The 26,060-nt window shown below is 62.3% G+C and carries 24 protein-coding genes; 3 read left to right on the top strand and 21 right to left on the bottom strand.

The window, feature by feature from the left end; translation table 11 throughout:
* Nucleotides 1-66 precede the first annotated feature (66 nt).
* The 21 genes from pilV (D7S89_RS15085) to D7S89_RS15185 form a co-directional block, all read right to left on the bottom strand.
* Entirely contained in the window at nucleotides 67-1,392 is a 1,326-nt protein-coding gene (gene pilV, locus D7S89_RS15085; RefSeq protein ID WP_121278501.1) for a shufflon system plasmid conjugative transfer pilus tip adhesin PilV, read from the bottom strand.
* A gap of 189 nt (nucleotides 1,393-1,581) precedes the next feature.
* On the bottom strand, nucleotides 1,582-2,451 hold the full coding sequence (gene pilV, locus D7S89_RS15090) for a shufflon system plasmid conjugative transfer pilus tip adhesin PilV (protein WP_121278502.1): 870 nt from the start codon (nucleotides 2,449-2,451) through the stop codon (nucleotides 1,582-1,584).
* Between the two features lie 288 nt (nucleotides 2,452-2,739).
* The gene (pilV, locus tag D7S89_RS15095) at nucleotides 2,740-4,017 is read right to left on the bottom strand and encodes a shufflon system plasmid conjugative transfer pilus tip adhesin PilV (protein WP_245982930.1); all 1,278 of its coding nucleotides are present in this window, start codon (nucleotides 4,015-4,017) and stop codon (nucleotides 2,740-2,742) included.
* 351 nt (nucleotides 4,018-4,368) lie between these two features.
* Nucleotides 4,369-5,577 (bottom strand): shufflon system plasmid conjugative transfer pilus tip adhesin PilV, encoded by a 1,209-nt coding sequence (pilV, locus tag D7S89_RS15100; RefSeq protein WP_121278504.1) that lies wholly within the window; start codon nucleotides 5,575-5,577, stop codon nucleotides 4,369-4,371.
* A 305-nt stretch (nucleotides 5,578-5,882) separates the two neighbouring features.
* Nucleotides 5,883-7,199: a shufflon system plasmid conjugative transfer pilus tip adhesin PilV gene (gene pilV, locus D7S89_RS15105; protein ID WP_121278505.1), complete on the bottom strand. Its 1,317-nt coding sequence runs from the start codon at nucleotides 7,197-7,199 to the stop codon at nucleotides 5,883-5,885.
* Nucleotides 7,200-7,781: 582 nt separating this feature from the next.
* Nucleotides 7,782-9,056 (bottom strand): shufflon system plasmid conjugative transfer pilus tip adhesin PilV, encoded by a 1,275-nt coding sequence (gene pilV, locus D7S89_RS15110; protein WP_121278506.1) that lies wholly within the window; start codon nucleotides 9,054-9,056, stop codon nucleotides 7,782-7,784.
* 394 nt (nucleotides 9,057-9,450) lie between these two features.
* Nucleotides 9,451-10,686: a shufflon system plasmid conjugative transfer pilus tip adhesin PilV gene (gene pilV / locus D7S89_RS15115; protein WP_121278507.1), complete on the bottom strand. Its 1,236-nt coding sequence runs from the start codon at nucleotides 10,684-10,686 to the stop codon at nucleotides 9,451-9,453.
* A gap of 271 nt (nucleotides 10,687-10,957) precedes the next feature.
* Entirely contained in the window at nucleotides 10,958-12,286 is a 1,329-nt protein-coding gene (pilV, locus tag D7S89_RS15120) for a shufflon system plasmid conjugative transfer pilus tip adhesin PilV (RefSeq protein WP_121278508.1), read from the bottom strand.
* Between the two features lie 62 nt (nucleotides 12,287-12,348).
* Nucleotides 12,349-12,828: a hypothetical protein gene (locus D7S89_RS15125; RefSeq protein WP_121278509.1), complete on the bottom strand. Its 480-nt coding sequence runs from the start codon at nucleotides 12,826-12,828 to the stop codon at nucleotides 12,349-12,351.
* Nucleotides 12,829-13,818: an ATPase, T2SS/T4P/T4SS family gene (locus tag D7S89_RS15130; protein WP_121278510.1), complete on the bottom strand. Its 990-nt coding sequence runs from the start codon at nucleotides 13,816-13,818 to the stop codon at nucleotides 12,829-12,831.
* A 76-nt stretch (nucleotides 13,819-13,894) separates the two neighbouring features.
* On the bottom strand, nucleotides 13,895-14,395 hold the full coding sequence (locus D7S89_RS15135) for a type 4 pilus major pilin (RefSeq protein WP_121278511.1): 501 nt from the start codon (nucleotides 14,393-14,395) through the stop codon (nucleotides 13,895-13,897).
* Nucleotides 14,396-14,429: 34 nt separating this feature from the next.
* A complete protein-coding gene (locus D7S89_RS15140; protein ID WP_121278512.1) occupies nucleotides 14,430-15,485 on the bottom strand; it encodes a type II secretion system F family protein in 1,056 nt (351 codons plus the stop codon).
* On the bottom strand, nucleotides 15,482-17,266 hold the full coding sequence (locus D7S89_RS15145) for a GspE/PulE family protein (protein ID WP_121278513.1): 1,785 nt from the start codon (nucleotides 17,264-17,266) through the stop codon (nucleotides 15,482-15,484). The genes D7S89_RS15140 and D7S89_RS15145 overlap by 4 nt, the downstream gene beginning before the upstream one ends.
* Entirely contained in the window at nucleotides 17,266-18,549 is a 1,284-nt protein-coding gene (pilO2, locus tag D7S89_RS15150; RefSeq protein WP_121278514.1) for a type 4b pilus protein PilO2, read from the bottom strand. Before pilO2 ends, D7S89_RS15145 begins: the two co-directional genes overlap by 1 nt.
* A gap of 1 nt (nucleotide 18,550) precedes the next feature.
* Nucleotides 18,551-19,120, bottom strand: a complete 570-nt coding sequence (gene pilP / locus D7S89_RS15155) for a type IV pilus biogenesis protein PilP (RefSeq protein ID WP_121278515.1) — start codon at nucleotides 19,118-19,120, stop codon at nucleotides 18,551-18,553.
* An 11-nt stretch (nucleotides 19,121-19,131) separates the two neighbouring features.
* Nucleotides 19,132-20,859 (bottom strand): secretin N-terminal domain-containing protein, encoded by a 1,728-nt coding sequence (locus tag D7S89_RS15160; protein WP_121278516.1) that lies wholly within the window; start codon nucleotides 20,857-20,859, stop codon nucleotides 19,132-19,134.
* Nucleotides 20,856-21,653, bottom strand: coding sequence for a toxin co-regulated pilus biosynthesis Q family protein (locus D7S89_RS27475; protein WP_220702155.1), 798 nt, complete (start codon nucleotides 21,651-21,653; stop codon nucleotides 20,856-20,858). Before D7S89_RS27475 ends, D7S89_RS15160 begins: the two co-directional genes overlap by 4 nt.
* On the bottom strand, nucleotides 21,650-21,919 hold the full coding sequence (icmT, locus tag D7S89_RS15170; RefSeq protein ID WP_121278517.1) for an IcmT/TraK family protein: 270 nt from the start codon (nucleotides 21,917-21,919) through the stop codon (nucleotides 21,650-21,652). Before icmT ends, D7S89_RS27475 begins: the two co-directional genes overlap by 4 nt.
* The gene (locus tag D7S89_RS15175) at nucleotides 21,916-23,031 is read right to left on the bottom strand and encodes a type IV pilus twitching motility protein PilT (protein ID WP_183085209.1); all 1,116 of its coding nucleotides are present in this window, start codon (nucleotides 23,029-23,031) and stop codon (nucleotides 21,916-21,918) included. Before D7S89_RS15175 ends, icmT begins: the two co-directional genes overlap by 4 nt.
* Entirely contained in the window at nucleotides 23,028-23,861 is an 834-nt protein-coding gene (locus D7S89_RS15180; RefSeq protein WP_220702156.1) for a type IV secretory system conjugative DNA transfer family protein, read from the bottom strand. The genes D7S89_RS15175 and D7S89_RS15180 overlap by 4 nt, the downstream gene beginning before the upstream one ends.
* Nucleotides 23,862-23,904: 43 nt before the next feature.
* The gene (locus tag D7S89_RS15185; RefSeq protein ID WP_220702157.1) at nucleotides 23,905-24,330 is read right to left on the bottom strand and encodes a DotD/TraH family lipoprotein; all 426 of its coding nucleotides are present in this window, start codon (nucleotides 24,328-24,330) and stop codon (nucleotides 23,905-23,907) included.
* Between the two features lie 416 nt (nucleotides 24,331-24,746).
* On the opposite strand from D7S89_RS15185, the gene D7S89_RS15190 reads away from it, so the two are divergent.
* Genes D7S89_RS15190 through D7S89_RS15200 form a run of 3 tightly spaced genes read left to right on the top strand, consistent with a single transcriptional unit; the run spans nucleotide 24,747 to nucleotide 26,057 of the window.
* Entirely contained in the window at nucleotides 24,747-25,112 is a 366-nt protein-coding gene (locus D7S89_RS15190; RefSeq protein WP_121278521.1) for a helix-turn-helix domain-containing protein, read from the top strand.
* The gene (locus D7S89_RS15195; RefSeq protein ID WP_183085211.1) at nucleotides 25,099-25,788 is read left to right on the top strand and encodes a DotI/IcmL family type IV secretion protein; all 690 of its coding nucleotides are present in this window, start codon (nucleotides 25,099-25,101) and stop codon (nucleotides 25,786-25,788) included. Before D7S89_RS15190 ends, D7S89_RS15195 begins: the two co-directional genes overlap by 14 nt.
* A gap of 8 nt (nucleotides 25,789-25,796) precedes the next feature.
* Nucleotides 25,797-26,057, top strand: a complete 261-nt coding sequence (locus D7S89_RS15200; RefSeq protein ID WP_121278523.1) for a hypothetical protein — start codon at nucleotides 25,797-25,799, stop codon at nucleotides 26,055-26,057.
* The last annotated feature ends 3 nt before the right edge of the window (nucleotides 26,058-26,060 follow it).

Here is a 26,060-nt window from a genome sequence, read left to right on the forward strand (position 1 = left end):
CGTTTCTGGCTGTACCCGAACCCTCTCTGTATCGAGTACGGAGAGGGTTCGCAATCTAGGCCGCGTCTACTTCTGGCAATGCCAATAGGCGATACCGGGCCAAGTCAGCCGGCAACCGGTCATAAACCAGCCTCCGCCCGACCGGTAAATGTAGTTCCACTCGTCCTGCCCCATCCCGTTGATGCCGCTGATAGAGCAGGTCTTCCAGCTGGAGTCGGCGATCTGCTCGGTGAGACATCCATTCTCAGGCGGATTAAACGAACCGTTTATGAGTGAGGAGAAGCTGTTCGCTGCCGTCCACACACCTGATTGGCAAAACAGCGGGCCTGTGCCTGAGTTGCCGATCGCACCAGATGGCTGGCACGGCTGGCCCTCCGTTGCGCTACCGTTCGGTTCGACGTAGCTTGCGTTGACGTTGCCGAGCGCTGTGACGTTTCCAGAAGCGGTGACGTTACCGGACGCTGTGACGTTGCCTGAGGCCGTGACATTGCCGGATGAAGAAACATCGCCGTTCGCGGCGACGTTGCCGGCGGTCAGTGGAGCATAGGCAGAGCCTACTGAGTTGGTCAGCACAGTGCCGCCGTCTGCTTGCAGCACGGCTTGCGAACCGACGCCGATGAGCCTGCTGTTGCCAACCGTGACCGTAGGCGTGCCGCCAGGGTTCTGAACGTCGACGCCTTGAGCATTCACGTTGGTGGCGTTGACGGTGGTCGCGTTGACGTTGTTCGCGCTATCGATGTCGTGTGAACCCATGTTCAGCGCGGTCTGCATGGTATTGAGCTCAGGGTGGCCTGCGACGGCGACCCGATACAGATAGGCATTGTTCGACTGCACGTTCGTGAAGGCGAGCAACGAGGCGAGGTGTCCGCTACCGGGGTTCGTGTAGTTGGCGAGCGGCAGTTTCCATCCACCGTAAGCACCGTTGGCGTTGGCCGGGCTCATCGATGCATCGCCGGCTTGATTGGCGTAAGGCACGAAGCCCCCTTGTGCGCCGGCTTGTGCGGCGATCTGCACGAGTTGTCGGGTGTTGGAGATCGACGTGCCACCTTGCGAGGTGACGAGCGACTGCAGTTGTCCTGCCAAAGGCTGCAGCACTTGCAGTTGCCACGTTTGTCCGAAGACGTTGCTGGGGGAGAAGCCATTGGGCAGATACCCGGCAGCGATCAGCATGGCGGGAGTGATGGTAACGGGCGCGGTGGCTGTCGCGAGCGCGGCGATGGTCGTGCCGTTGTCCTGCACGTACTGCTGGGCAGCCTTATCGAACGTCATCATCTGACTGGCCGTGGCGGCGGTTTGCACGTTCGTCACACCGAGCTTGGCCCAAGTGGTGAAGCCTGCTACCCCGATCATCGAAAGCGTGAGCGCCACGATGTATCCAAGAATTGCGTCCATTGTTTTCTTTCCTTGTAGTTGAACGACATGATCGTTGTCATGCGTGCGGGTGATTGCACGGTCATTCAAAAAGGAAAGGCGGTGGACCTCTGGCTAGTGGCGCATGAGTTCGCATAACAGCTCAGACATTGGCTGCTATCGATTCATTCCCAATCGGAGAGCCGGCGCGATGATCTCGACGCCGGTGAATCAAGTCGTATTAAAGAACGAAGCCTGCCGGCTTACGTCCCCGCGTCCGGCGTGTCGAAACAGTTGGCCCACACCTGGCGAGCCGGGACCACTGATGAGCTTGCCGTTGCCGACCACGACGGTGGGCGTGCCACCGGGGTTCTGAACGTTGACGCCTTGGGCATTGACGTTGGTGGCGTTGACGGTCGCAGCGTTGACGTTGTTTGCACTATTGATGTCGTGCGAGCCCATGTTCAACGCGGTTTGCATGGTATTGAGTTCAGGGTGGCCCGGTACGGCGACACGGTACAGATAGGCGTTGCTCGACTGCACGTTCGTGAAGGCGAGCAACGAGGCCAAGTGCCCGCTGCCAGGGTTCGTGTAGTTGGCGAGCGGCAGTTTCCATCCGCCGTAAGCGCCGTTCGCGTTGGTGGGGCTCATCGACGCATCGCCGGCTTGATTGGTGTAAGGCACGAAGCCGCCTTGTGCACCGGCTTGCGCGGCGATCTGCACGAGCTGCCGAGTGTTGGTGATCGGTGTGCCGCCTTGTGAGGTGACGAGCGATTGCAGTTGTCCTGCCGAAGGCTGTAGCACCTGCAATTGCCAAATCTGGCCGAAGACGTTGCTGGGGGAGAAGCCGTTGGGCAGATACCCGGCAGCGATCAGCATCGCGGGTGTGACGGTGACGGGAGCAGTGGCCGTCGCGAGCGCGGCGATGGTCGAGCCGTTGTCCTGCACGTACTGCTGAGCGGCTTTATCGAACGTCAGCATCTGGCCGGCGGTAGCCGCCGTTTGCACGTTCGCTACGCCGAGCCTGGCCCAGGTGGTGAAGCCTGCTACGCCGATCATCGACAGCGTGAGCGCCACGATGTACCCAAGGATTGCATCCATTGTTTTTCCTTTAATTGAGGGGATCTGCGACGGCGGCATATCCTGAAGAGACACGTACTCACCGACTCTTTAGAATGTATCGTTATATTGATACGAAAAATGTACAGAATTGTATAGTGCGCTCGGTCATGCCGTTCACCTGCGCACGTGACCTACGGCGAGAGCGGGGAGTGCGCGCGACGGCGTACTCAAGAAAGGAGGGGTGACTGTCCTGATCGATGCGGACGATGCATTGAGGCATCGATCAGGATTACTTCAGATCTGTGCTAAGCCGCTACCCGGTTCTTCTCATTGGAATCGCGCACAAACCAATTGATTCATATATCCCGTATCCCCGGACATGTGAGACGTGCAGCCGGCAAATACGTCACCGGATTGCTGAGACGCGGGGTTGTTGAAGACCGTACTAAGGCACGAATATGTACCACTTGGTACCACGATAGACGTTGCCGACATCGCCGCGTATCCGGGCGGGCAGTATCGCGTTGTCTCAACGCCCCACGTTTCGAGCCATTGAAGCACCTGCGTGTCCGGAATGGTGTTGAATAGCGCTGGTTGCCACACGCCGGATTTGCAAAAGATTGGACCGGTACCCGACTTGGCCATCGTGCCGTTCGGGGCGCATGCTTGGCCAGCGGCGACAATGCCATTGGGCTGGATGTAATTCCCGGCGACCGTGCCATCGGAGCTGATATCGCCCGCGCTGAGGGGCGCGGAGCTTCCCGCGGAGGTAGTCAGGACGGTGCCGCCGTCCGCTTGCAGGATGGCTTGCGAGCCCACGCTTGTCAGTTTGGTGTTGCCGACCATGACAGTAGGCGTGCCATTGGGGTTTTGAACGTCGACACCTGTGGCATTCACGTTGGCTGCGTTATCAACGTCGTGGGTGCCCATGTTCAACGCGGTTTGCATGGTATTGAGTTCGGGATGGCCCGGTACGGCGACACGGTATAGATAGGCGTTGCTCGACTGCATGTTCGTGAAGGCGAGCAACGAGGCCAAGTGCCCGCTGCCAGGGTTCGTGTAGTTGGCGAGCGGCAGTTTCCATCCGCCGTAAGCGCCGTTCGCGGTGGTGGGGCTCATCGACGCATCGCCGGCTTGATTGGCGTAAGGCACGAAGCCGCCTTGGGCCCCAGCCTGTGCGGCGATCTGCACGAGTTGTCGGGTGTTCGAGATCGGCGTGCCGCCTTGCGAGGTGACGAGCGACTGCAATTGCCCTGCTGAAGGCTGTAGCACTTGCAGTTGCCAAGTCTGGCCGAAGACGTTGGTGGGCGAGAAGCCATTGGGCAGATACCCGGCAGCGATCAGCATGGCGGGAGTGATGGTGACGGGAGCGGTGGCTGTCGCGAGCGCGGCGATGGTCGAGCCGTTGTCCTGCACGTATTGCTGAGCGGCTTTATCGAACGTGAGCATCTGGCCGGCGGTAGCCGCCGTTTGCACGTTCGCTACGCCAAGCCTGGCCCAGGTGGTGAAGCCTGCTACGCCGAGCATCGATAGCGTGAGTGCCACGATGTACCCAAGAATTGCATCCATTGTTTTCTCCTTTGGTTGAGGGGGAATCTGCGACAACGACATCTCCTGAAGAGACGCGTATTCACAGATTCATTTGAATGTATCGTTGCATTGATACGGAAAATATACGGAAGTGTCTGAATTGTTCCGTCATGCCGTGCACCTGCGCGCACGTGACCTATGGGGAGAGCGGGGAGTGCACGCGGCGGCGTGCTCGGGAAAGGAGGGGTGACTGTCCTGATCGATGCGGACGATGCATTGAGGCATCGATCAGGATTACTTCAGGACATCGACCAAAGCAGGATCGTCGAGGCAGGGAGGAGTTTGAGCAGGAAGTGTCTTCGTCAGCATCGCCAGCGATGCGTCATCCAGGCGGGCATTCGATCTTGTTCTTGTCCGCGGCGCACATCACTTGGCACAAACGGCGTGGGCAATGCAGGTGCCGGTGTTACCTTCGTCGCAGAAGTATCCGTTGCTCGTCGGGGCGCAGGTGCGTGGCCCGATCTCGCGTCCGTCCCCGCCGCGGCTCATGTCGCAACTTCCTCCAGTCAATGTGTACGAAGCCGGGCACGTGGCCACGCCCGACGGCTGCCAGTCACCCGACGAGACGGTAAGAGTGGTCACCGAGCCGGCAGATTGCCATACGCCCGATTGGCAGAACAACGGACCGTTGCCTGAATTGCCGATCAGCCCGTCTGACGGACAGGTGGTGCCGGCCACAGCGTGACCATAGGGCTGAAGATATGAGGCATAAAGCATTGAGTAGTTACTGGCATTGGCATTGGTCACGACCGTGCCGTTGTCGCTTTGCAGGTAGATCTGCTGAAGCCCGCTCTGGTTGACGATCGACGCATTGCCGACGGTGACGGTGGGCGTGCCGTTACCGTTTTGCACGTTGACGCCTTGAGCATTGACGTTGGTAGCGTTGACGGTTGTAGCGTTGACGTTGTTCGCACTATCGATGTCGTGTGCCCCCATGTTCAGCGCCGTCTGCATGGTGTTGAGCTCGGGATGGCCGGGTATGGTGACACGATACAGGTAGGCGTTGGTTGATTGCACGTTGGTGAAGGCGAGCAGCGAGGCGAGGTGCCCGCTGCCAGGGTTCGCGTAGTTCGTCAGCGCCATACGCCATCCTCCATAGGCACCATTGGCGTTGGCGGGAGTCATCGACGCATCGCCGGCTTGATTGGTGTAAGGCACGAAGCCGCCTTGTGCACCGGCTTGCGCGGCGATCTGAACGAGCTGCCGAGTATTCGAGATCGGCGTGCCGCCTTGCGAGGTAACGAGCGATTGCAGTTGTCCTGCCGAAGGCTGGAGTACCTGCAGCTGCCAAGTCTGTCCGAAGACATTGCTGGGGGAGAAGCCGTTGGGCAGATAGCCGGCAGCGATCAGCATGGCCGGGGTGACGGTGACGGGCGCGGTGGCTGTCGCGAGCGCGGCGATGGTCGAGCCGTTGTCCTGCACATACTGCTGTGCTGCTTTATCGAACGTGAGCATCTGGCCGGCGGTAGCTGCCGTTTGCACGTTCGCTACGCCGAGCCTGGCCCAGGTGGTGAAGCCTGCTACCCCGATCATCGACAGCGTGAGCGCCACGATGTACCCAAGAATTGCATCCATTGTTTTCTCCTTTGGTTGAGGGTGAATCTGCGATAACGACATCTCCTGACGAGACGCGTGTTCACGAACTAATAAAAATGTATCGTTGTATTGATACGAAATACAGAACGAATTGTCTAACGCATTTCGCACATGATGTGCAGTTGCACGCGTGTGACTTCCAACGAGAACGAGGAGAGCGCGCGACGGCGTGCTCGAGAAAGGAGAGGTGACTGTCCTGATCGACGCGTCCGATGCATTGAGGCATCGATCAGGGCTACTTCAGTTCATCGCCAAAGGACAAGGCGTCGAGGTATCGCTTACCGCTAGCCGGAGCAGACGGCATAGGGAACGAATTGCGAGTACCCCGGGAATCCTCCCGGGTGCACAAGCCAGCCTGTATAGCGCCCCTGCGCCGGATCGAAATACGGCATGCTCACATCCGGGGCGTTTCCATCAGCATTGAACCCACTATTCGGCGCATAGTTCGTCAACTGATATCCACCGCCTGTGAGGTTATAGCCACTCGGGCATGCAGCAACAGAGGTGTAAGGACCACTCGACGAATCGCCATAAGCTGGTGATCCAGATACCACCATCGAATTTGTCGACAAGCTTCTCCACATGCCCGATTGGCAAAACAGAGGGCCGGTGCCCGAGTTGGCGATCATGCCGGGCTTCTGGCAAGGCTGACCAGCTACCGCGCCGCCGGTCGGCTGAAGGTAGCTCGCATTGACGTTGCCGTTGGCGTCGACGTCACCGTTCGCCATGACGTTGCCTGCGGTAAGCGGGGCGTAGGCACTGCCGGCAGAGTTGGTCAGCACGGTGCCGCCGTCCGCTTGCAAGACGGCTTGTGAGCCCACGCCTGCCAGCTTGGTATTGCCTATTGTGACCGTAGGAGCGCCACTGGCGTTCTGAACGTCGACGCCTTGAGCATTCACGTTGGTGGCGTTGACGGTCGTCGCGTTGACATTGTTCGCACTGTCGATGTCGTGTGTGCCCATGTTCAACGCCGTTTGCATGGTGTTGAGCTCGGGGTGGCCTGCGACGGCGACGCGGTACAGATAGGCGTTGTTCGACTGCACGTTCGTGAAGGCGAGCAGCGAAGCAAGATGCCCGCTGCCAGGGTTCGTGTAGTTGGCGAGCGGCAGTTTCCATCCACCGTAAGCACCGTTGGCGTTGGCCGGGCTCATCGATGCATCGCCGGCTTGATTGGCGTAAGGCACGAAGCCACCTTGCGCGCCGGCTTGTGCGGCGATCTGCACGAGTTGCCGGGTGTTCGAGATCGGCGTGCCGCCTTGCGAGGTGACGAGCGACTGTAGTTGTCCTGCCGAAGGCTGGAGCACCTGCAATTGCCAAATCTGTCCGAAGACGTTGCTGGGGGAGAAGCCGTTGGGCAGGTAGCCGGCAGCGATCAGCATGGCCGGGGTGACGGTGACGGGAGCGGTGGCTGTGGCGAGCGCGGCGATGGTCGAGCCATTGTCCTGCACGTACTGCTGGGCAGCCTTATCGAATGTCAGCATCTGGCTGGCCGTGGCGGCGGTTTGCACGTTCGCCACGCCGAGCCTGGCCCAGGTGGTAAAGCCTGCTACCCCGATCATCGATAGCGTGAGCGCCACGATGTATCCAAGAATTGCGTCCATTGTTTTCTTTCCTTGTGATTGAACGAGTTCGCTTCAGCGCCTTCTGCGCCAAAACAGGAATTGATGCGGCCGCGCGCGACCCTGTGCGCGTAGCGGCGTCTTGCAAGAGAGAGAACGGAGGGGGCGCGCGAGCGTGCCGCATAAAGGTGGGCTTAGCGGGCGGACGAAATGTCCGACACCGGGGCACGAGACGGGTACGTGAGCGAGGAGGGGGACGCTATCGGAAACGCCAGCTCAAACGGAGCTTCGCGGGCGGCGTTGAGTCAACAACGCGCTGAGGCATGCGTTCCGTCATCGATGCTTAAATTGGAGGAGCCTTTGTCGGGAAATGATGATGTCAGTATATTCGGATCGCTAATCGAATAGACGAAGGGAAAGTGACGGCAATATAAGAGAAGAGAAATTTGATTGGTGCGCAAAAATCCTGATCGGCCGATTAACCGATCGAGGCCGATCAGGATGAGCGTGATTGCCTGCCTGTTATTGTCTCTGCGAGAAAGAGAATGTGCCGCATGAGCTAGGAATGCCGGCAACACAAAGGCCTCACTCGCAGAGCGCGTTTTTATTCCATGGGTGAACCGATCAGCTTATGCAGAAGTGAGTCTCATAATACGAGTCCCATGGGCTGTATGCGTAGGATTGGCCCGTCATGTACCCAAAGTCTGCCGTTCCGCCAGGGCAACTGCAGTTGCCTGTGATGGGGTTAGGTTGGCAGTATTCTTGATAACCTGGGATCAGTATGCCGCTTGGCCAGTATTTGCGAAGGACGTATTGCCCCCCTGTCGAACCGGCCTGTTTCCAGATATGCGATTGGCAAAACAGAGGGCCATTACCCGAGTTGCCGATCATGCCGTTGGTCGGGCAGGGTTGACCGGATGCTGCCCCCCCATTTGGCTGCACGTAATTGGCGTTGACATTGCCGGAAGCGGTGACGTCGCCGGACGCCGTGATGTTGCCAGAAGAGGAGACGTCGCCGTTCGCGGCGATGCTGCCGGCGGTCAGCGGTGCATAGGCGGATCCCGTTGAGTTGGTCAATACCGTGCCGCCATCCGCTTGCAGGACGGCTTGTGAACCGACGCCGATGAGCTTGCTGTTGCCGATCGTGACGGTGGGCGTACCGCCGGGGTTCTGAACGTCGACGCCTTGGGCATTGACGTTGTTGGCGTTGACGGTTGTCGCGTTGACGTTGTTTGCGCTATCGATGTCGTGTGCCCCCATATTCAACGCCGTTTGCATGGTGTTGAGCTCGGGGTGTCCTGCGACGGCAACGCGATATAGATAGGCGTTGTTCGATTGCACGTTGGTGAACGCAAGCAGCGAGGCGAGGTGTCCGCTGCCGGGGTTCGCGTAGTTCGTCAGTGCGATACGCCATCCTCCATAGGCACCGTTGGCGTTAGCGGGAGTCATCGACGCATCGCCGGCTTGATTGGCGTAAGGCACGAAGCCACCTTGGGCGCCGGCTTGGGCGGCGATCTGCACGAGTTGTCGGGCGTTGGAGATCGGTGTGCCGCCTTGCGAGGTGACGAGCGATTGCAGTTGTCCTGCCGCAGGCTGCAGCACTTGCAGTTGCCAGGTCTGCCCGAAGACGTTGCTGGGGGAGAAGCCGTTGGGGAGATACCCGGCGGCTATCAGCATCGCAGGCGTGACGGTGACAGGAGAAGTGGCTGTCGCGAGCGCGGCGATGGTCGAGCCGTTGTCCTGCACGTACTGCTGAGCGGCTTTATCGAACGTCAGCATTTGACCGGCAGTGGCTGCCGTTTGTACGTTCGCTACGCCAAGCCTGGCCCAGGTAGTAAAGCCTGCTACCCCGATCATCGAAAGCGTAAGCGCGACGATGTATCCAAGAATCGCGTCCATTGTTTCTTTCCTTAAGTTGAGTGACGTCTATGACGAAAAGTCTCTTGCGGAGACAGAAGGTCGATGACCGTGCCGCCGTGGACGGTGGCTCGATCAGTCGATTTAAATAATGTATCGATACATCGATACAAAATACAAAGCGGTTTTTTTAACTCGCTCTCACGCGTCAGCTATTCGTGACGATGAGATGCAGTGAGGGGAGTCCGCCGCGCGTGAGTGGCGATACGCGGCGACTGTGAAGATCCTGATCGATGCGTGTAACGCAGCATCGATCAGGTTGACTTTGCGTCAGCTGACAGGCTTATTGCGTTTCGAAGAATCGGTCACGCTTGCCTGAGTGTGTTGGGGAGGCCGGTACCTCTTCCGAGGTGCTGAAATCAGCCGTGGTGTGGACTTACTTGGAGCAAGAAACGACCGTCAACCCATTTCCACCCGTGCCCCAGGGGTGATTCCCGTTGATGCCTTGCACCTCGGTAACGACGCCGAACCTAAAGTTCTGCGAATAGCAAAAGCGGTGGCCGCATGTGATCGACCATGCGGCGTAGTCGTACCCCGGTGGATTCGGGTCGCCGTTGGCTACGCAGGCGGCATCAACCGCAGCTGCCGTGGTCGCGATATCCTGGAAGGTAGCGGCCAACGACCATACCCCAGCCTGGCAAAACACCGGCACGTTGCCCGACTTGGCAATCGAGCCGTCCGGGGCGCATGACTGGCCGACGGTGACAGCGCCATTGGGCTGGAGGTAATTTCCGGCGACTGTACCATTGGACGTGATATCGCCCGAGTTGAGCGGGGCGTAGGCGGACCCGGCAGTGTTGGTCAGCGCGGTGCCGCCGTCGGCTTGCAGGACGGCTTGCGAACCGACGCCGATGAGCCTGCTGTTGCCGACCGTGACGGTAGGCATACCGTTGGGATTCTGAACGTCGACCCCTTGGGCATTGACGTTCGTCGCGTTGACGTTGTTCGCACTATCGATGTCTTGTGCGCCCATGTTCAGCGCGGTCTGCATCGTGTTGAGCTCGGGGTGCCCCGCCACGGCGACGCGATACAGATAGGCGTTGTTCGACTGCACGTTCGTGAAGGCGAGTAACGAGGCGAGGTGTCCGCTACCGGGGTTCGTGTAGTTGGCGAGCGGCAGTCTCCATCCACCGTAAGCACCGTTCGCGTTGGCGGGAGTCATCGACGCATCGCCGGCTTGATTGGCGTAGGGCACGAAACCACCTTGCGCGCCGGCTTGTGCGGCGATCTGCACGAGCTGCCGGGTATTGGAGATCGGTGCACCGCCTTGCGAGGTAACGAGCGATTGCAGTTGTCCTGCCAAAGGCTGCAGCACTTGCAGTTGCCACGTTTGTCCGAAGACGTTGCTGGGGGAGAAGCCGTTGGGCAGATACCCGGCAGCGATCAGCATCGCGGATGTGACGGTGACGGGAGAAGTGGCCGTAGCGATGGTGGCGATGGTCGTGCCGTTGTCCTGCACGTACTGCTGGGCAGCCTTATCGAACGTCATCATCTGACTGGCCGTGGCGGCCGTTTGCACGTTTGCGACACCGGACCTGGCCCAGGTGGTGAACCCTGCTACCCCGATCATCGAAAGCGTGAGCGCCATGATGTACCCAAGAATTGCATCCATTGCTTTTCTTTCCTCTGAGAGAGCGACCTTCGCTTCGGCGAGCATTGCGCCGAAGCACTAAGCTGCGCACGGCCGCTATCGGCGGCCGATTCGAAGCAAGGAGGAAAGGTGGAGCGCGGGCAGGCGGCGAGCGCCAGGTATCAAGCCGCTTCGGAGCAATGCTTGGCTGGAAGCAACGGCCATTCGACGGACGAGCGAATGGCGATGGGGTGGGCGTCGGCTTGAAGTACGTGCCCCCCGATAGGTTGGCCAAGTCCGGTTGATAACCGCATCAGTGGACCTGGAGGCAGACGGCGTAGGCTTGAGCCGGGTTGTCGACATGGTTGGAGCCAAAACAGTTGGCATACCAGCCGTTACCCGAAGGCATGGACGAATGCAGCCAGGCGATGGTCCCATCCTGGCAGTTGCCGCCGCCGCTGATCACAATTTCGTTCGCGTTGCAGGAGGCGTACCCCGCGTCGGGATAGTTGCCGTCCGGGTTGATGATATTTCCGAAGGTGCTATAGACAACGCGCGTGGACGCCGATGCCATGCTGGTCCCCCACACGTTCGACTGACAGAAGAGCGGCCCGCTGCCCGACGTTGCGATGAGACCGTTCGGCGCGCACGGTTGTCCAACCGTCGCAACGCCATTCGGCTGCACGTAGTTGGCGTTGACGTTGCCGGAAGCCGTGACGTTACCGGACGCAGTGATGTTGCCGGAAGACGTGATGTCGCCGTTCGCGCCGATGCTGCCGGCGGTCAGCGGGGCATAGGCGGACCCGGTAGAGTTGGTCAGCACCGTGCCACCATCGGCTTGCAGAACGGCTTGTGAGCCCAGGCCGATGAGCTTGTTGTTGCCGACGGTGACGACCGGCGTGCCGCCAGGGTTTTGAACGTCGACGCCGTGGGCATTGACGTTGGTGGCGTTGACGGTCGTCGCGTTGACGTTGTTTGCGCTATTGATGTCTTGCGCCCCCATGTTCAACGCGGTCTGCATGGTATTGAGCTCGGGGTGCCCCGCGATGGCCACGCGGTACAGATAGCCGTTGTTCGATTGAACGTTGGTGAAGGTCAGCAGCGAGGCGAGGTGTCCGCTGCCGGGGTTCGTATAGTTGGCGAGCGGTAGCTTCCATCCGCCGTATGCGCCGTTGGCGTTGACGGGCGTCATCGACCCATCGCCAGCTTGATTGGCGTAGGGCACGAAGCCGCCTTGGGCACCGGCCTGCGCGGCGATCTGCGCGAGTTGCCGGGTATTGGAGATCGGTGTGCCGCCTTGCGAGGTGACGAGCGATTGCAACTGGCCGGGCGCCGGCTGCAAGACTTGCAGCTCCCATGTCTGGCCGAATGCATTGGTGGGGGCGAAGCCGTTGGGCAAGTAGCCTGCGGCCGCGAGCATGGCCGTCGTGACGGTGACAGGGGCGTTCGATGTCGCCGCGCCGGCGATCGCCGTGCCATTGTCCTGCACATATTGCTGTGCCGCTTTGTCGAACGTGAGCATCTGGCTCGCGGTGGCAGCGGTTTGCACGTTCGTGACGCCGAGCCTGGCCCAAGTCGTAAAGCCTGCGACGCCGATCATCGATAGTGTGAGTGCCACCATGTAGCCGAGAATCGCATCCATTTTGCTAAGTCCTCATCGCACTGTGATTGGAAGAAACGTGTGGTCATCGAAAGTTTGGCTCCTCAAGGCGTGACCTGTACCCACTCGAGCAACGCGCCGACCGGAAGCGAAGCCGGCACGGCAGACACGTCCCCGAATTGGACGTTGACCGCCTGGCCCTGGCTCTGCACGCGATACCAGGCCGCGCTGCGTTGGGTGTCCGTCATCATCTGTCCCGCCGCGCCGCCGACGACGGGCGCGTAGGCGTACACGTTGCGGGCGCCGCCTGCCGCGGGCGTCGTCATGCACACGGCACCGACCGGCGTGGTCGCGCCGGTCGGCATTGCGACCGTCAGCGACGCGCTGATCGCGCCCGGCGAGGCGATGGCCGTGTCGAGACACGCGGCCGCGAACGCTTCGACGCGCTGCGCCGACACGATCTCGAAGTTCTCCATCTGGCCCGGCTTGCCTGCGCCGGCCACGGCCAACGCGAGCTGGTTCATCTGCGCCGCGACGCCGATGAAGAACAACACGACCATGACGGGCAGGGCGAAGAAGGCCATTTAGATGCGCCCCGATTCGACGGTCGCGCTCACGATGCGGCGCTGACGATCGATTTCCGACGACAGCTGCGAGAAGTCGCCTTTGCGCAGCGTCGCGCGAATGGCCGTTTCGTTGGTCGCGCCCGCGATGACGAGCGGCGTGACCGTGATCACGCGACGCTCCGAGCCGCCGTAGCTGGCCATCCGCATGCTCTGGTGAATGACGGCGCACAGGGCATCGGCGAGAAAGCTCACGTCGAGTCCCGACTCGCGCACCATGTTCTTCATCCGCTCGAGTGCCGTCTGCACGTCGTTCGCGTGCAGTGTCGACGAAACGAGGTGTCCGCTCGTGCCCGCGAGTACGGCTTGTGCGGCGGCTTCGCGCGTCCGGATCTCGCCGAGCATGATGAGGTTCGGTGCCGCACGCAGCAGCCGATGAATGGTGGTGCCGAACTCGCTGTCGTTGTGCACTTCAGTCTGATAGCAGGTACCGACGACCGAACCCGACCCATGCCGTCCTTGCAGCACGATTTCGACGGGGTTCTCGACGGTGCAGGCCGTGCCGCCGAAGCGCTTCAAGCGCTCGAGCATCCACGAGGCCTGGCTCATCGATTTGCCGTCGCCGGTGGCGCCCGTCCACAGCACGAGGCCGCCTTTGGCGAATGCATCGGAGAGCATCGCGTCGAGCAGCCGCGGCGGGTAGCCGAGCCGACTGTATTCGATGGGGCGATCGAGCAGGCGGCGGCAGATGTAGACGTCGCCTTCCAGCGTTTCGATGCGCTGCACGCGCAGCCCGATGCCTTCCCAGTCGGCACGAAAGTCGAGCCCTGTGCGGTGTTCCTGCAGACGGCGACGCAGCGCCAGCGATTCGTCGAGCGAAAGATCGACGAGCGAGCGCCGCTCCTTGTCGCTGGGGCTCGTCTTGAACCATGCGCCGTCCGGTTCGAGATAGAGATCCGAGAAGGGCAGGTCCTTCAGCGCGACTCCTACCAATGATTCGTCGTATGCCATCGAGCGTGTCGTGATGCGTGAAGCGTCTTGAAGCAACGGCGCGCACACGAGCGGCGCGCGTCGTCGTGCGGTGCGGTTACTGGAACGTGAGGATGATCTTGGGCGTACCGGCGCAAGCGTTCGCGGCGGACACCGCGTCGGGCTGGTTGGCCTGCGAGAAGGTCGTGCCGTTCACCACCAGCGAGACGTAGTCCGTCAAGCTGGTGAGGACGTGCGAGCACTGCTCGACCGTCTCGGACCCGCCGCCGCCGAACGTGATCTGGCCTTCGGTATTCCCCGCGACTGGGGCGAACTGGACCGCATTGCCCCAGGCATCGAAGATGCCGCCGGCGCGCACCATGTCGCCGGGGATGATGCCCGCGTTTACGAGCGGCGTCGCATTGGCCGTCGTGAAGTTCGTATAGCCATTGTTGTTCTGCGAGAACTGCGCGCGGGCATTCGTGGCGACCTGTGTCATGTCCGTCACCACGGTGCTGCTCTTGTTGGTGGCGAACGCTTTGTAGCCGGCGAGGCCGACCCCTGCAAGCGCGAGCAGGCCCAGCACGATCGCGACGACGCGACCTAAAATCCCATCCATATCGAACTCCTATGAAGTCAAAGAAAAACAGTGGTCAGAGAGAACCCATCGACGAAGCGAGGATCGAAGCAATCGCGTTGGTGCCGAGCTGCAGCACGAAGAACGCAAAGAACATGAGCCCTGAAAACACAGCCGAGATCAGTAAGCCCTTGAACATCAGCTGCCGCTCGAGCGTCTCCGCGTATTGGCGCGCGACGACCTCGATCTTGTCGGGGAAGTCGGGGTAGCCCACGTACGCGCCGATTTCGTCGATGAGGTCCAGCGACGGAAACTCGTAGCCGGACCGACGCATCGCGGCATCCATCTTCAAGCCGTTCTTGAGCCCACCGTAGATGGGCCGCAGACGCGACGCCTGCCACGGCGACGACGTGAGGATTTGTCCTGCGAGCGCTTCGGTGTCGGGCACGCCCGCGCGCAGCAGCGCCGCGAACGACAGCAGCCACGCGAAGCCGAGGATCTCGCGATAGACCGAGAAGGCCATCACGTACTTGTCGAACAGCGCACGGCCCGGCACGGCTTGCTGACCGGTCCAGCGCGGCAGCGCCCACCACGTCAGCAGACACGAGGCGACGAACAGCCCGAGAATGACCGGCGCCTGCCAGCCGACCGCGATCTGTCCCATCGCATACAGCGCATACGCCCAGCCAGTCCATTTCCGCACGGGCACCGCGGCCGTGAACTGCGGCACGATGTAGTAGCCGATCACGAACAGCACGGCGTACAGGGCGAACAGGTACATCACCGGCGCGAAGAGGCTCGCCTGCAGCTTGCGGCGTATGCGGCCCGTGCGTTCTCGCACGTCGAGCACGAGACGCATCGCGTTGGCGAGCTGGCCCGTTTTCTCGCCCGAGGCCAGCACGCTGCGCTCGAGGTCGGTCAGGTTGTCGGCCAGTGCGCGCATCAACGTCTCGCCGTCGATGACCTTGCGCCAGACGCGGTGTGCGGCCTCGGCCGACCGCTTGCGGCCGCGCCGGCTCAGGCGGTCACGGAAGTCTTCGAGGATTTCGGTGAGCGTGCGGCCGTTGTCGATCTGGCTCGACGCCTGTTCGTACAGCCGTTTGCGCAGGCTCCATGACAAACCGGCGGTCATAGTTCCTCCATCTTTGCTTCGAGTTTGTGAACGTTGCGATGCACGTCGAGCGGATCGACCCTGCCGGCCAGTGCGAGGTCGATCGCGTTGGCGAGCATCGACTTGTCTGCGCCTTCCTTGCGGCGATGATTGCGGCGGGCCACCAGCAGGCCGTGCGTCAGGAAGTCGCTCATGAACGCTTCATCGGTGATGACGACCTCGGCCACGGCCTGACGACCGCGGATCTTGTCGCCGTGGCAGGTCTCGCAGCCGCAGCCGCGCACGCGCACCTTCGACAGGTCGCCCCAGGTCGCGAGCGCCTTCACCATGTAGGCGGGCAAGGCATCGGGCGTGTCGAGCAGCGGCACGCTGCAATCGGGGCACAGCACCGGCACGACGCGTTGCGCGATCATGCCGACGATCAGTTCGTGGTCGCAGATCTGCGCGCGCGCCAGGCGCTCGCGGTCGAGCATCTCGAGCCGTGGAATCGACTTGTAGGCGTCGGTCACGTGCAGCGTGGTCCAGACGAAGTGGCCCGTCATCGCGGCTTGCAACGCGGCTACGGCTTCGTCGGCCGCGCGGATTTCGCCGAGCAGCAGGATGTCGGGGTCCATCCGCAGCGTCATGCGCACCATGTCGCGGAAGTCTTCGCCGTTGGCGGACAGCGCAATGGCCCACGGCTGCGGATATTCGGGCGGGTCTTCGATGGTGATCTGGCGCGCTTCGGGGAAGATCTGCGCCTGATACTTCATGAGCTTGAACAGCGTCGTCGTCTTGCCGCTGCCGGTCGGCCCCGTCACGATCACGATGCCCATCGGCAGTCGTACCAGACGTTCGCACAGCTCGATCTGCAACGGGGTAAGGCCCGCGACTTCGAAATCGCCCTCGGGCCGTGACGGCGCGCGCAGATCGATCGGCCGGGCCGCGGCCGGCCCCGTATCGTTTTGCGGACCGTATTGCAGACGCGCGACCATGAAGCTGCACCCGGCTTCGACGGGATACATCGGGCCGCGGATGATACGAACGCTCGAGAGCCCGGTGTCGTGCAGCACGTCGCCGTGGATTTGCGCATCCTGGAACGCGCGCGGGTTATACGTCGATTGCTTGACCGTCGCGAGGCCCGTGTACATCGCGCGCACGAGCGCATCGCCTTCCTCGCGCCGCATCGTGAAGTTCTTGGCGACCTTGTAATCGCCCTTCAGGCGGATCTGCACCTCGGCATATTTCTCGCGCACGAGTACGCACATGTCGCTGGCGCCCATCGCCGCGCTGTCGGTGAAGATGCGGCGTGCCAGGCTCAGCGTCATCAAGTCCGCTTCGTCCTGGGCACCGCGGCCGGCCTGGCTCTGGCGCAGCGCTTCGAGATCCTGCGCGGAGACCTTGTGCACCTTCGGCACGACCCCTTTGCGCGACAAGTCGCCGAGCCACGTGAGGAAGGGCGGGGTGGCCGCATGCCGTGCGTCGACGTGGATTTCGAGCGATTGCGCATCGAGAATCTGCTGGACTTGCTCTTGGGTGAGCGTGCCCGAGCGGATCGCGAGATCGCCGATGCGGCCGCCGGCTTTCTCCTGCACGTTGAGCAGGCGGCTCAGCTGATGCTGGTTGAGCAGGCCGAGGTCGAGCGCGACGCGGCCGAAGCGGCGACCCATCGTCGCGCGATAGACGACGTGCGGCTGCAACCCCACGGGCGGCAGCGGCAACGGCGCCGGTTCGTCGGCGACCAGCGACGGGTTCGCCAGGCGAGCATCGGCATTCGATTCGGCCACGAAGGTCGTTTTGCGAAATCGTTCGGAAAGTCGCATCACAAGGCTCCTCGAGAGTTGACCGCATTCGGTCTGTGTATCGCTTCGGCCGCGATGGCTTGGGCACCCGCCGGCAACGCATACAACGTGGCCGACGCGGCCCATAGCTGGGTCGAGGCGTTCCAGTCGAGCGATTCGACACGCAGACCGGGAATCGCGTCGAACGCAGTGCCCATGCCCATCCACGGCGGTGTCTTGAGCACCAGCTTGGCGGGCCAGGTCGACCAGGGATCGGGCGCCGGCTTGGCGGCGTTGTCGCCGGGCAGCATGGGCTTGGGCGGCGTCGTGCTCAGCGTGAGATCGAGGCCGTACGTTTGTGCGAGCGTCCAGATTGCGCGCCGGGCCGCCTGCTCCACCTGCGCACGCGTGTCGGGTTGCGCAAACGTCAAGGGGAAGTCGCGTGTGGAGACCGCGTGGTCCGCGTCCGCGGACAGCATGCCGGGTGCCTGTTCGGCCGAGCCGCCCGCACGCTTCCAATCGGCGCTGACCGACACGCCGTGCATCTGGATCGCGCAGTGCCAGCCCGACAGCATCCAGCCCGCGACGGCGAGCTGCTGGGTGCTCCAGGCCTGGCGACAGACGTCGAGGCCGGCCGACGGCATCGGCTCCTGGGTCCACGGCAAGATGCGCGACTGCGCGTCGTGGCGCGCCTGCAGGGCCGCTGCGATGGCGCGTTGTCGCGCGAGCGCGGCCTGCCGCTGCTCTTCGACCTCGCGCTCGTGATACATCCACGCGGCCAGTCCCGCTGCACCGAGCGCGGCCATGAACGAACACGTCACGGCGATCGGCACCCATGGCCGGCTTTGCAGATCGCGCAGCACGAGGTGCTTCGAGGTCGACAGCGCCATTTCGGCGAGGTCGTCGACAGTTCCTTCCGCCTCTTCCCAGTCGCCGAGCGTCAGGTGCTGCTCGCGCACGCGCAGCAGGTCTTCGAGCTTGCCGACCTGGTCGCCTTCAGGAATGACTTCCTGGCCGTCGCGTACCGCGATGTACCAGTAGCGGTCGTCGTCGAGCTTGTAGAGCCCCATCCACGGCTGTGGGCGCTGCTCGGCGACGATCGTCGCGAGCGACTTGAGCTTGGAGGGCGCGCTCACGCCCGGAATCGGCTCGCAGAAGCCGACTTGCACGGAGCCCGTCATCGTCTTGCGCACGAGGCCCCAACGGCCTTTCTCCAGCGACAGCGCGCGCAGTTCCTTCGCTTTCGGCACGGAATCCTCGTGCCGCCAGGAGAGCCCCGCCGCGAAGACGCCCTTGACGCCGGGCAGAGTCAGGATGGCGGCCACGTCAACTCCTCAGCACGTGAACCTGCTTGCCGCGCGCGAGCGTGATGCTCGAGTCGGTGATGCCCGTGACCTTCCAGCCGCCATCGATCGTGTCGCCCTGGCGGACTGCCACGTTGTGGCCGTCCACGCTGAGCATCGCGTTGCAGTGGTTGTCGAAGCAGCTGATCGAGACGACCTGCATGCCGCCGGCGCCGTGGGTCGCGGCCGCCGCACCTGGCGCCGACGGGCTCGCGGACGGCGCCATGTTCATGCTCATCGGCGGCATCACGGGCATGCCCATACCGGGGGCTTGCATCGCTTGCGGCGGGGCGCCTGCCGTGTCGATTTCGACGCGCAGCTTGGCGATCTTCGCTTTGGCTTCGAGAATCATGATCTGCGCTTGCAGGTCAGCGAGCTCGTCGGCAGGCGACATCGACGAAGCGGTTGCCGTGACGGCGGGCTTGGCGGGCGGCGCTGCTTGCGCGGATGCATCGTCCTGCGCGAACGCGCAAGGGATGGCGAACGCCGTCGCGGTGAGAGCGATCAGCGATGCGATGGTCGGGTTCTTTGGCTTGTGCTTGTGCATATGCATGACGTACTCCGTTACAGCAGGCGCGCCGTGATGACGACGGCGATGACGCTGTCGGCGCGCTGCGCGTCGATACCGCCGCCGAGCAGGGGCATGTAGGGGCTGCCGACACCGTTGTTCGTGCTGTTCGTCGACTGCTGACGCATGCCTGTCAGCACGAGCGTTTCGCCAGGCTTCAGGCTCACGCTCTGTTCGAAGCGTGTGACCTGCATCGTCGGCAGCTGCACGCTCGACTGGCCCGAGCCCGAACCCGACGTGAACGTCTGCAGGTTCAGCAGATCCGACAACGTCATGTCGAAGTCGATGAGGATGCGGCCGTCGATGACCTTCGGCAGGAAGCTGCTCGTGAAGCCGGGTACCAGCGTGGCCGTCTGCATCGTCGTGGACGAGCCGACGCTGGCCGTCTGCGTGCTCTGCGTCGACGACACGTAGCTCTGCTGCTTGGCCGCCTGCAGCGCGAGCAGCTTGCCGTTTTGCGTGATGCCCGAGCGCGAGATCAGCTGCGACACGTTACCGAGCGTCGACAGCGCCTGCACGGCTGCATTCGTGCCGTTGAGCGTGCCGCTCAGGATGTTGGCGCCGAAGGTCATCGGCGCGGAACTGCTCATGACCGTCGGCGGCGCCGCGCCGGAGACCTTGAAGCCGGTATGGCCGCCCGCTGTCTTGTAGGCGAGCGTGAAGTTCAGGCCGTAGTTGTCCTCTTGCGTGAGTTGCACCTGATAGACGTGCACGTCGATCGCCACTTGCTTGCCGAACATCGCTTCGAGGCTCTTGACCCAGCCATCGACGCGGTCGCATTGCGGTGGCGTGCCCGTGATCGTCAGCACGCCGAGGTTCTTGTCGGCCACCACTTGCGCGCCGGGGCCGGCAACGGCGGCGGCAGTCTTCTCGAGGGTTTCCCACGGACTGACCTGCACGCCGAGCGTGATCGTCTGTCCACCCGTGCCGGAGTTGCTGGAGCCGCCCGTGCTCGTCTGTGCCGAACTGGCCGTCGACGAGCCGCCGCCGGGCCCTTGCGATGATTGCGAGCCGCTCGAATCGCCGGTCGAGATCGAGCCGTTCATGCTCGCGATGTCGGCGATGCTGGGCAGCGTGAAGCTGCGCGTCTCGGTCTTGAAGAACGTGACGGTGCCGTCCTGATAGCGCGACCAGACGCCGTAATGCGCATCGACGACGTCGAGAAAGCCTTTGAACGATCCCACGTAGCGCAGCGGCGGGCGCGGCGGCTCGAACACCTGTCCATCGCGCGCACTGCTACCGCCTGCGCCTACCGTGGGAAACGAGGCCATGGCGGCGGGCGGCAGGTTGGGCAGACGCATCGTGCCGCCCGCTGCATCCGGCGAGGGCAGCGAAAGCGAGCCTGACGCCGGTGAGCCCGTTGCCATGTTGGTGGCGCTCGATGTTTGCACGGAGGCATCGATGACCGCCTGCACGCCGACGTTTTCGGCGATCCAGGCGGCGATGTCGCGCAGCGTGGCCGATTCGCTGTCCTTGAAGACGACGCGCTTGTCGTACACCTCGGGTTGCGGCTTGCTCGCGCGGATTTTCTCGCCGAGCAGCCACGCGCCTTCGTGTACGGCGACCACGGGGCGGGTGGCACGGACGTTGTCGTAGTTCGAACGCGCTTGCGCATCGAGGGACGCTTGCTCGCGGTTCACTTGCTGCACGCCGCAACCGGCAAGCATGAACAGAATCGCCGTCGCAGCAGCGGTGGCGGTGACGTAGGGCAATGAACGCGTCATTCCATGACTCCTGCTTTATCGACGACGACTGAGTGATTCCCCTTCCAGATGTCCGCACGCACGTCGGCACCGTCTTCGGCCATTTGCGTGAAGACTTTTTCGACGGCGCTCTGGAAGTCGGTGCCGTAGGCGTAGTCGTGCGGCACGACCCAGTCGTCGGGCGTATTCCATGTGATGGCCCAGCCCGCTTGCTTGGCCCAGCCCGACAGCTGCGTTTCGAGCGATTGGCCGCCGACGAGCGCGAACGACACGGCCGTGTCGGCACTCGATTGCGGATCAGGCGCATCGGTCTTGTGGCTCGTCACGCGCGTGGCCATGCCGGGCATGCGGTGCAGCGAGACGAGGTGATGGTCCCAATCGATCGTCACGGCCACGCTGGTAAGCGGTGCGATGGCATTCGCAAGCACGATGTCCCACGGCAGCCCACCGCTCCATGCACCGGTCTGGTCGCGATCGACGTCGTTGAATTCGATGCGGAACGTATGCGGCACGATGACGGGCAACATGTCCGCCAGGGCGATGTCATGCCCCTTGCCGCGCGGTATCTCGATGTCGGAAGGCCGAAAACCGACTTGCGTGATCTTTCTGACCGGCACCGGAGTCGGCGCCGGCTCGGCGAGCGGCTTGACGGCGATGTCGGTCGAGTCGTCGGCCGTGGCAACCGGGCTCGGCGCGGCGGGCGGCGGCGTTTCGTTGATGAAGCCTGCTCGCGCGGCCGGGGCGCACACGAGGCCGAGCCCAAGGGCCGACAGTGCGGCAACGATCTTGATGTTGTGCATGTCGCACCTTTTCATTCGTAGTATCTCCGGTGATGCCACCAGGCGCGCCCGTGGATCGCCGTGCCGCGCAGCGTGTGGCGAATGGCGCGCAACAGCACGGGCAGCGTGTAGCCCTTGCGTTCCATCAGGTAGAAGCCGACGATCGCGAGGAGGGCCGCGGCAAATGTCCAGATGCGCGGAAAGTAAAGCGCGATCAGGATCGGGAAATAGCCGCGTGCATCGATGCCGAGAATGCGCGGCGTCAGCGACGCATCGCGCCAGATTGAGCGACGCACTTTCATTCGTTCGATTCCCCCGCGTAGCGACGGTAGGCCTTCTCGTCGATGAGCCCCGCATCGCGCAACTCGCGCAGGCCATGCGCCATGTCTTGCTTCCTCTCGGCGACGACCTTGCGCAGGAACGCACCCCATTGCGTGTAGGGCATGTCGCTCATCTGGCGTTTGGTATCGCTGTCGAAGTACAGGTACTCGCGCACGGCCACCCGATTGCCGTCGAGCGTGGGCACCAGAATCTGCACGACGATGAGCCGCAGCGAGCCGAGGATCTTCGAGGCGATCGCCGAATGCTGATCGGCCGGAAACACTTGAATCGCGCGACTGATCGTTTCGGAGACGCTCTCGGTATGCATCGTCCCGTACGCGCCGTGGCCCGTCAGCGCGGCTTCGACGAGCGCGCCGATCGTTTCGGCATCACGCGCCTCGCCGATGCCGATGAGGGTCGGCTTGCAGCGCATCGCGTTGCGAATGCCGCGTGCGAAGCTCGGGATGTGGCGGCCGATCTGCATCTGCCGGATCTTCGGGCCGCAGTTCTTGACCTTCGTGAACAGAAATTCGATCGGGTCTTCGTAGAGCAGGATCTTCGCGTCGCCGTTGTTCTCGGAGACGTCTGCGTAGAACGACGACATCAGCGTCGTCTTGCCCGAGCCGGTCGGGCCGCAGATGAGCACGAGGCCGCGCGGCTGGAACAAGTTCTCGAGGATGCCCGCGGGCAACTTCAGCGCCTCGAGCGTGGGCGGCGTCTCGGGAATCGTCCGCATCGTGATCGACAGGCCGTCCTCGGCGTCGCCGATCTGCGCGCCCGCGATGTTGACCCGGTAGCGGCTCGTATCGCGCTCGATGACGAAGCGATACGGGCGGTCGGCATCGTTGCCGCCTTTGATCACGCCGATCAGCTCACTGCCGAACGACACCGCGAGCATCGTCTTGATCTCGCCGTCCTTGATCGTGCGCTCGGTCAACGGAATCTGACGGCCCTTGATTTCGCCCCATACGACGTCGCCCGTCTGAAAGACGATGTCGGACGAGCCCACTTCGGCGCAGTAGGCGAGAAAGGCTTGGAGCTCGTTGGCGCCGAAGTTGGCCTCGAGCTTGAACGGTTGCGGTGCTTCGATCATCGCTTGCTCCCCGAGGTGGCCGGACCTATCGACGCGCCTTGCGGGGCGGATGGGGCAGCGATCACGGCTTGCCATTTCGACGGATCGGTGACGAAGCCGCCGTGATCGGTCACGCGATAGAGCGTGTCGCCGACGTCGATGTGATTGCGGTCGCCCGACACGACGCGCGGCGCGACGGCCACTTCCGGTTCGGAGACCATTCCTTTGTTGAGCAATTCGGAGTAGCGCAGCATTCCCGTGTAATCGCGATTCAGTCTTGCAAGATTCGTTTCGAGGATCTGATCGGCCAGCGCCTGGCCCTGCGCATAGCCGAGCATGACCTGGTCCTTCCAGTAGGCGCGCTCGGCCGTGGTCTTGGGGAGCATTCCCGAGAATGGCAATGCGTCGACCTGCGGCTTGATGCGAAGCCCGATGAACAGGTAGTCGCGCCAGGTGGGCGGCAAGGTCACGAACCGTGCGGGCACGATGATCTTGTACATGGCGTCGGCGCGGCGAACCTGGTCGGTCGTGGCCTCGATGGCGTCACGCGCTTCGGTGATGACGGGCGGCAGCACGCCGTTCTTCGTGACCAGCGCGCCGAAGCGGTACAACGTGTCGAGCCTCGCGGCGCGCGCTTCGAGTTCGGCGATCAGAATGGCCGAGCGATCGGCCAGCCCGCGATGACTGCCGAGCGGCAAGGCGAGCTCGCGCAGCTCGTTGGCACGAATCGGCGAGATCGCCGCAGCGACCGGCATCGTGTCGACCGAGAGGTTGGCGATGTCGTCGACGGAGAAACCCGACGTGTCGTGCTCGGCACCCAACACGCGAGCGGGCGCTGCAGCGATGAGCACGCCGCACCACGCCGCCGCACAGACGGTGCGCAAGGCTGGCCGTTCAGAGCGCACGGTAGCGAAGCTCCAGCGCATCGGCCTTCAACACCACGTCGGCGCGTCCGCCCAATTGCGTGCCGATGTTCTCGAGCACCTGCACGAAGCTCGTGTTGGTCGCGTCGATCGACACCGGGAGCGGCACGGCACGGCCGCTGACGGAGAACTGCAATCCCTTCGCTTCGGCGATCTTGCGCAGAACCTCGGGCGCATCGCCGCGCCACTGCACGGTCATGAACTCGCCCGAGACGAGCACGGTGCCGCTTTTGGGCACGACCGCCGAAATGCCGCCGGCACGCGAAATGTCGACCAGCAGCGCGTCGATGCGCCGCGCCGAGTCGTCGAGTTGGCCATCGAGCTTGTGGCCCGTTTCGTCGACGGGCGCCGGCTGCGTCACGCAGCCAGCGAGGCAGGAGATCAAGGCCGCAGTCAAAACGTATGTCGATCGCATATGGAAAGCTCTGTCTGTCCGAATCGACGCGATGCTTGTGCGTGACGTCGAGTATTTCGTATCAAGGCTATCATACGAAACATTTAAAAGGCAACTGTGTTGCGTATACAGTTCATCATACGTACTATTGACGACGATCTGCGATGCGGCGATCGCGACATGAATCGAGGGGCGGCGATCGAGGTGAGGGTGTTCGTCGTCATGTTGAAATTGCCGCGAATGCCGATATGACGGGGCTTTCTATTGGGGTCGGAAGTCGGAATAAGCGGGATTGCAGAGGTTCGACAAACAGGTAACAAAGTGCAACTCAGCTTGACTGTCTGAAATTGCTTGACAGGAAAAAAATTAGTAAGAATAATTGCGTACCGTTATAACGATATAGAAACGCGTACGGGGATATGAGCACAAGACCAAAGCCACTTACGCTGCTCAAAGCGTATCGAATAGCCAACAATCTGGATACGAACAAGATCTGCGAGCAGGCCCGGATCTCGCGTTCGTATCTGACGAGGGTCGAACAGGGCGCGACACCGAGTGCCGAGATTGCCGCACGGCTGGTCCGGGTGCTGACCAGCGCCGAGTGCGTGCGTGTTCCGCAGCGCGCTACTACGCCCACGCGAGCCGAATCGCTCGAAAGCGCGCGCCGTCTGCTCGAGCAGACCAAGGCATTGCATGCCGAATTCGCCGAGCAGGGCATCCGCGAAATACATTTGCTTTATCCGCAGCGTTATCAAGCCGGAGTGGAAGACCATGGCTTCGCCTAATGCTCAACCCAGTCAGGCTTCGCGCGGCGTATTCGAGGTCCATCCGGCTGTCAGGCTATTGACCGAGACGTTCCTCTATAAATTCAGTTGGCCGAAATTGCTGGGCACCAATCTGATTCTCGGCATTGCATTGCTGGTTTCGGTGACGGCCAATGTGGTGCTGATGACGAGAAACGTACCGCCGGTTTATTTCGCCGTGACAGCCGACGGCCGAATCATGCGTCTGGCTCCGCTTTCCGAGCCGCTCGTGTCGCCCGAGGAAGTGGTGCAGTTCGCGCAGAACTGTGTGACCCGCTCGTTCTCGCTCGACTTCGTCGCCGACCAGATGCGCACCAAGCTCCAGTCACTGCACGACTGCTACACCGACGAAGGCTTTCACGCGCTGATGACGGCGTTCGACAAGAGCAACCTGCTCACGAAGATTCGTGAAGCGCGGCTCGTGTCGTCGGCCGTCGCTACCGGGGCAGGCGTGATCTCGGCCGTCGATGCCCGCGATCCGCGCGGCTACAAGTGGACGGTGCAGCAGCCTATTTCGATCACGCTGGTGAACCAGACGGAGCGGCGCTCCTACAGCTTCATCATCGAAACGCACATTCAGCGCGTCCCGACTGTCGACAACCCGAAGGGGATTTCGACGACAGCACTTCAGATTATTGGCAACGGTCAAAACAACTAGGTGACGGCATGACTGACGGCTTCAAACCCCTTCCGACGGCGATCGAGATAGCCGAAGCATCGAAGGACAAAGAGGGCACGCATCCTTTGGCTAGTGTTGAGGGCACCGATTGGCATCATGAGTTCGAACTGATCGACCCGTTCATTGCCACGCGCAAGGAACTCGAGGAGCTCTGGCAGAGTGCGCCGAATCGTCGTGCGCAGGACTGGCTGACGGGCATCATGGACACGCGCCGGATGTATGCCGTGGTGACGGGTAGCCCGTTCTGAGGT

It is taken from the genome of Trinickia fusca, from assembly GCF_003628145.1.
Classification (GTDB): domain Bacteria; phylum Pseudomonadota; class Gammaproteobacteria; order Burkholderiales; family Burkholderiaceae; genus Trinickia; species Trinickia fusca.

Excerpts from the sequence above, each read along its gene's own strand:
- pilV (WP_121278501.1), bottom strand. The coding sequence starts at position 1,392 with ATGGACGCAATTCTTGGATACATCGTGGCGCTCACGCTTTCGATGATC.
- pilV (WP_121278502.1), bottom strand. The coding sequence starts at position 2,451 with ATGGATGCAATCCTTGGGTACATCGTGGCGCTCACGCTGTCGATGATC.
- pilV (WP_121278504.1), bottom strand. The coding sequence starts at position 5,577 with ATGGATGCAATTCTTGGGTACATCGTGGCGCTCACGCTGTCGATGATC.
- pilV (WP_121278505.1), bottom strand. The coding sequence starts at position 7,199 with ATGGACGCAATTCTTGGATACATCGTGGCGCTCACGCTATCGATGATC.
- pilV (WP_121278506.1), bottom strand. The coding sequence starts at position 9,056 with ATGGACGCGATTCTTGGATACATCGTCGCGCTTACGCTTTCGATGATC.
- pilV (WP_121278507.1), bottom strand. The coding sequence starts at position 10,686 with ATGGATGCAATTCTTGGGTACATCATGGCGCTCACGCTTTCGATGATC.
- pilV (WP_121278508.1), bottom strand. The coding sequence starts at position 12,286 with ATGGATGCGATTCTCGGCTACATGGTGGCACTCACACTATCGATGATC.
- D7S89_RS15125 (WP_121278509.1), bottom strand. The coding sequence starts at position 12,828 with ATGGCCTTCTTCGCCCTGCCCGTCATGGTCGTGTTGTTCTTCATCGGC.
- D7S89_RS15130 (WP_121278510.1), bottom strand. The coding sequence starts at position 13,818 with ATGGCATACGACGAATCATTGGTAGGAGTCGCGCTGAAGGACCTGCCC.
- D7S89_RS15135 (WP_121278511.1), bottom strand. The coding sequence starts at position 14,395 with ATGGATGGGATTTTAGGTCGCGTCGTCGCGATCGTGCTGGGCCTGCTC.
- D7S89_RS15140 (WP_121278512.1), bottom strand. The coding sequence starts at position 15,485 with ATGACCGCCGGTTTGTCATGGAGCCTGCGCAAACGGCTGTACGAACAG.
- D7S89_RS15145 (WP_121278513.1), bottom strand. The coding sequence starts at position 17,266 with ATGCGACTTTCCGAACGATTTCGCAAAACGACCTTCGTGGCCGAATCG.
- pilP (WP_121278515.1), bottom strand. The coding sequence starts at position 19,120 with ATGCATATGCACAAGCACAAGCCAAAGAACCCGACCATCGCATCGCTG.
- D7S89_RS15160 (WP_121278516.1), bottom strand. The coding sequence starts at position 20,859 with ATGACGCGTTCATTGCCCTACGTCACCGCCACCGCTGCTGCGACGGCG.
- D7S89_RS27475 (WP_220702155.1), bottom strand. The coding sequence starts at position 21,653 with ATGAAAAGGTGCGACATGCACAACATCAAGATCGTTGCCGCACTGTCG.
- icmT (WP_121278517.1), bottom strand. The coding sequence starts at position 21,919 with ATGAAAGTGCGTCGCTCAATCTGGCGCGATGCGTCGCTGACGCCGCGC.
- D7S89_RS15175 (WP_183085209.1), bottom strand. The coding sequence starts at position 23,031 with ATGATCGAAGCACCGCAACCGTTCAAGCTCGAGGCCAACTTCGGCGCC.
- D7S89_RS15190 (WP_121278521.1), top strand. The coding sequence starts at position 24,747 with ATGAGCACAAGACCAAAGCCACTTACGCTGCTCAAAGCGTATCGAATA.
- D7S89_RS15195 (WP_183085211.1), top strand. The coding sequence starts at position 25,099 with ATGGCTTCGCCTAATGCTCAACCCAGTCAGGCTTCGCGCGGCGTATTC.
- D7S89_RS15200 (WP_121278523.1), top strand. The coding sequence starts at position 25,797 with ATGACTGACGGCTTCAAACCCCTTCCGACGGCGATCGAGATAGCCGAA.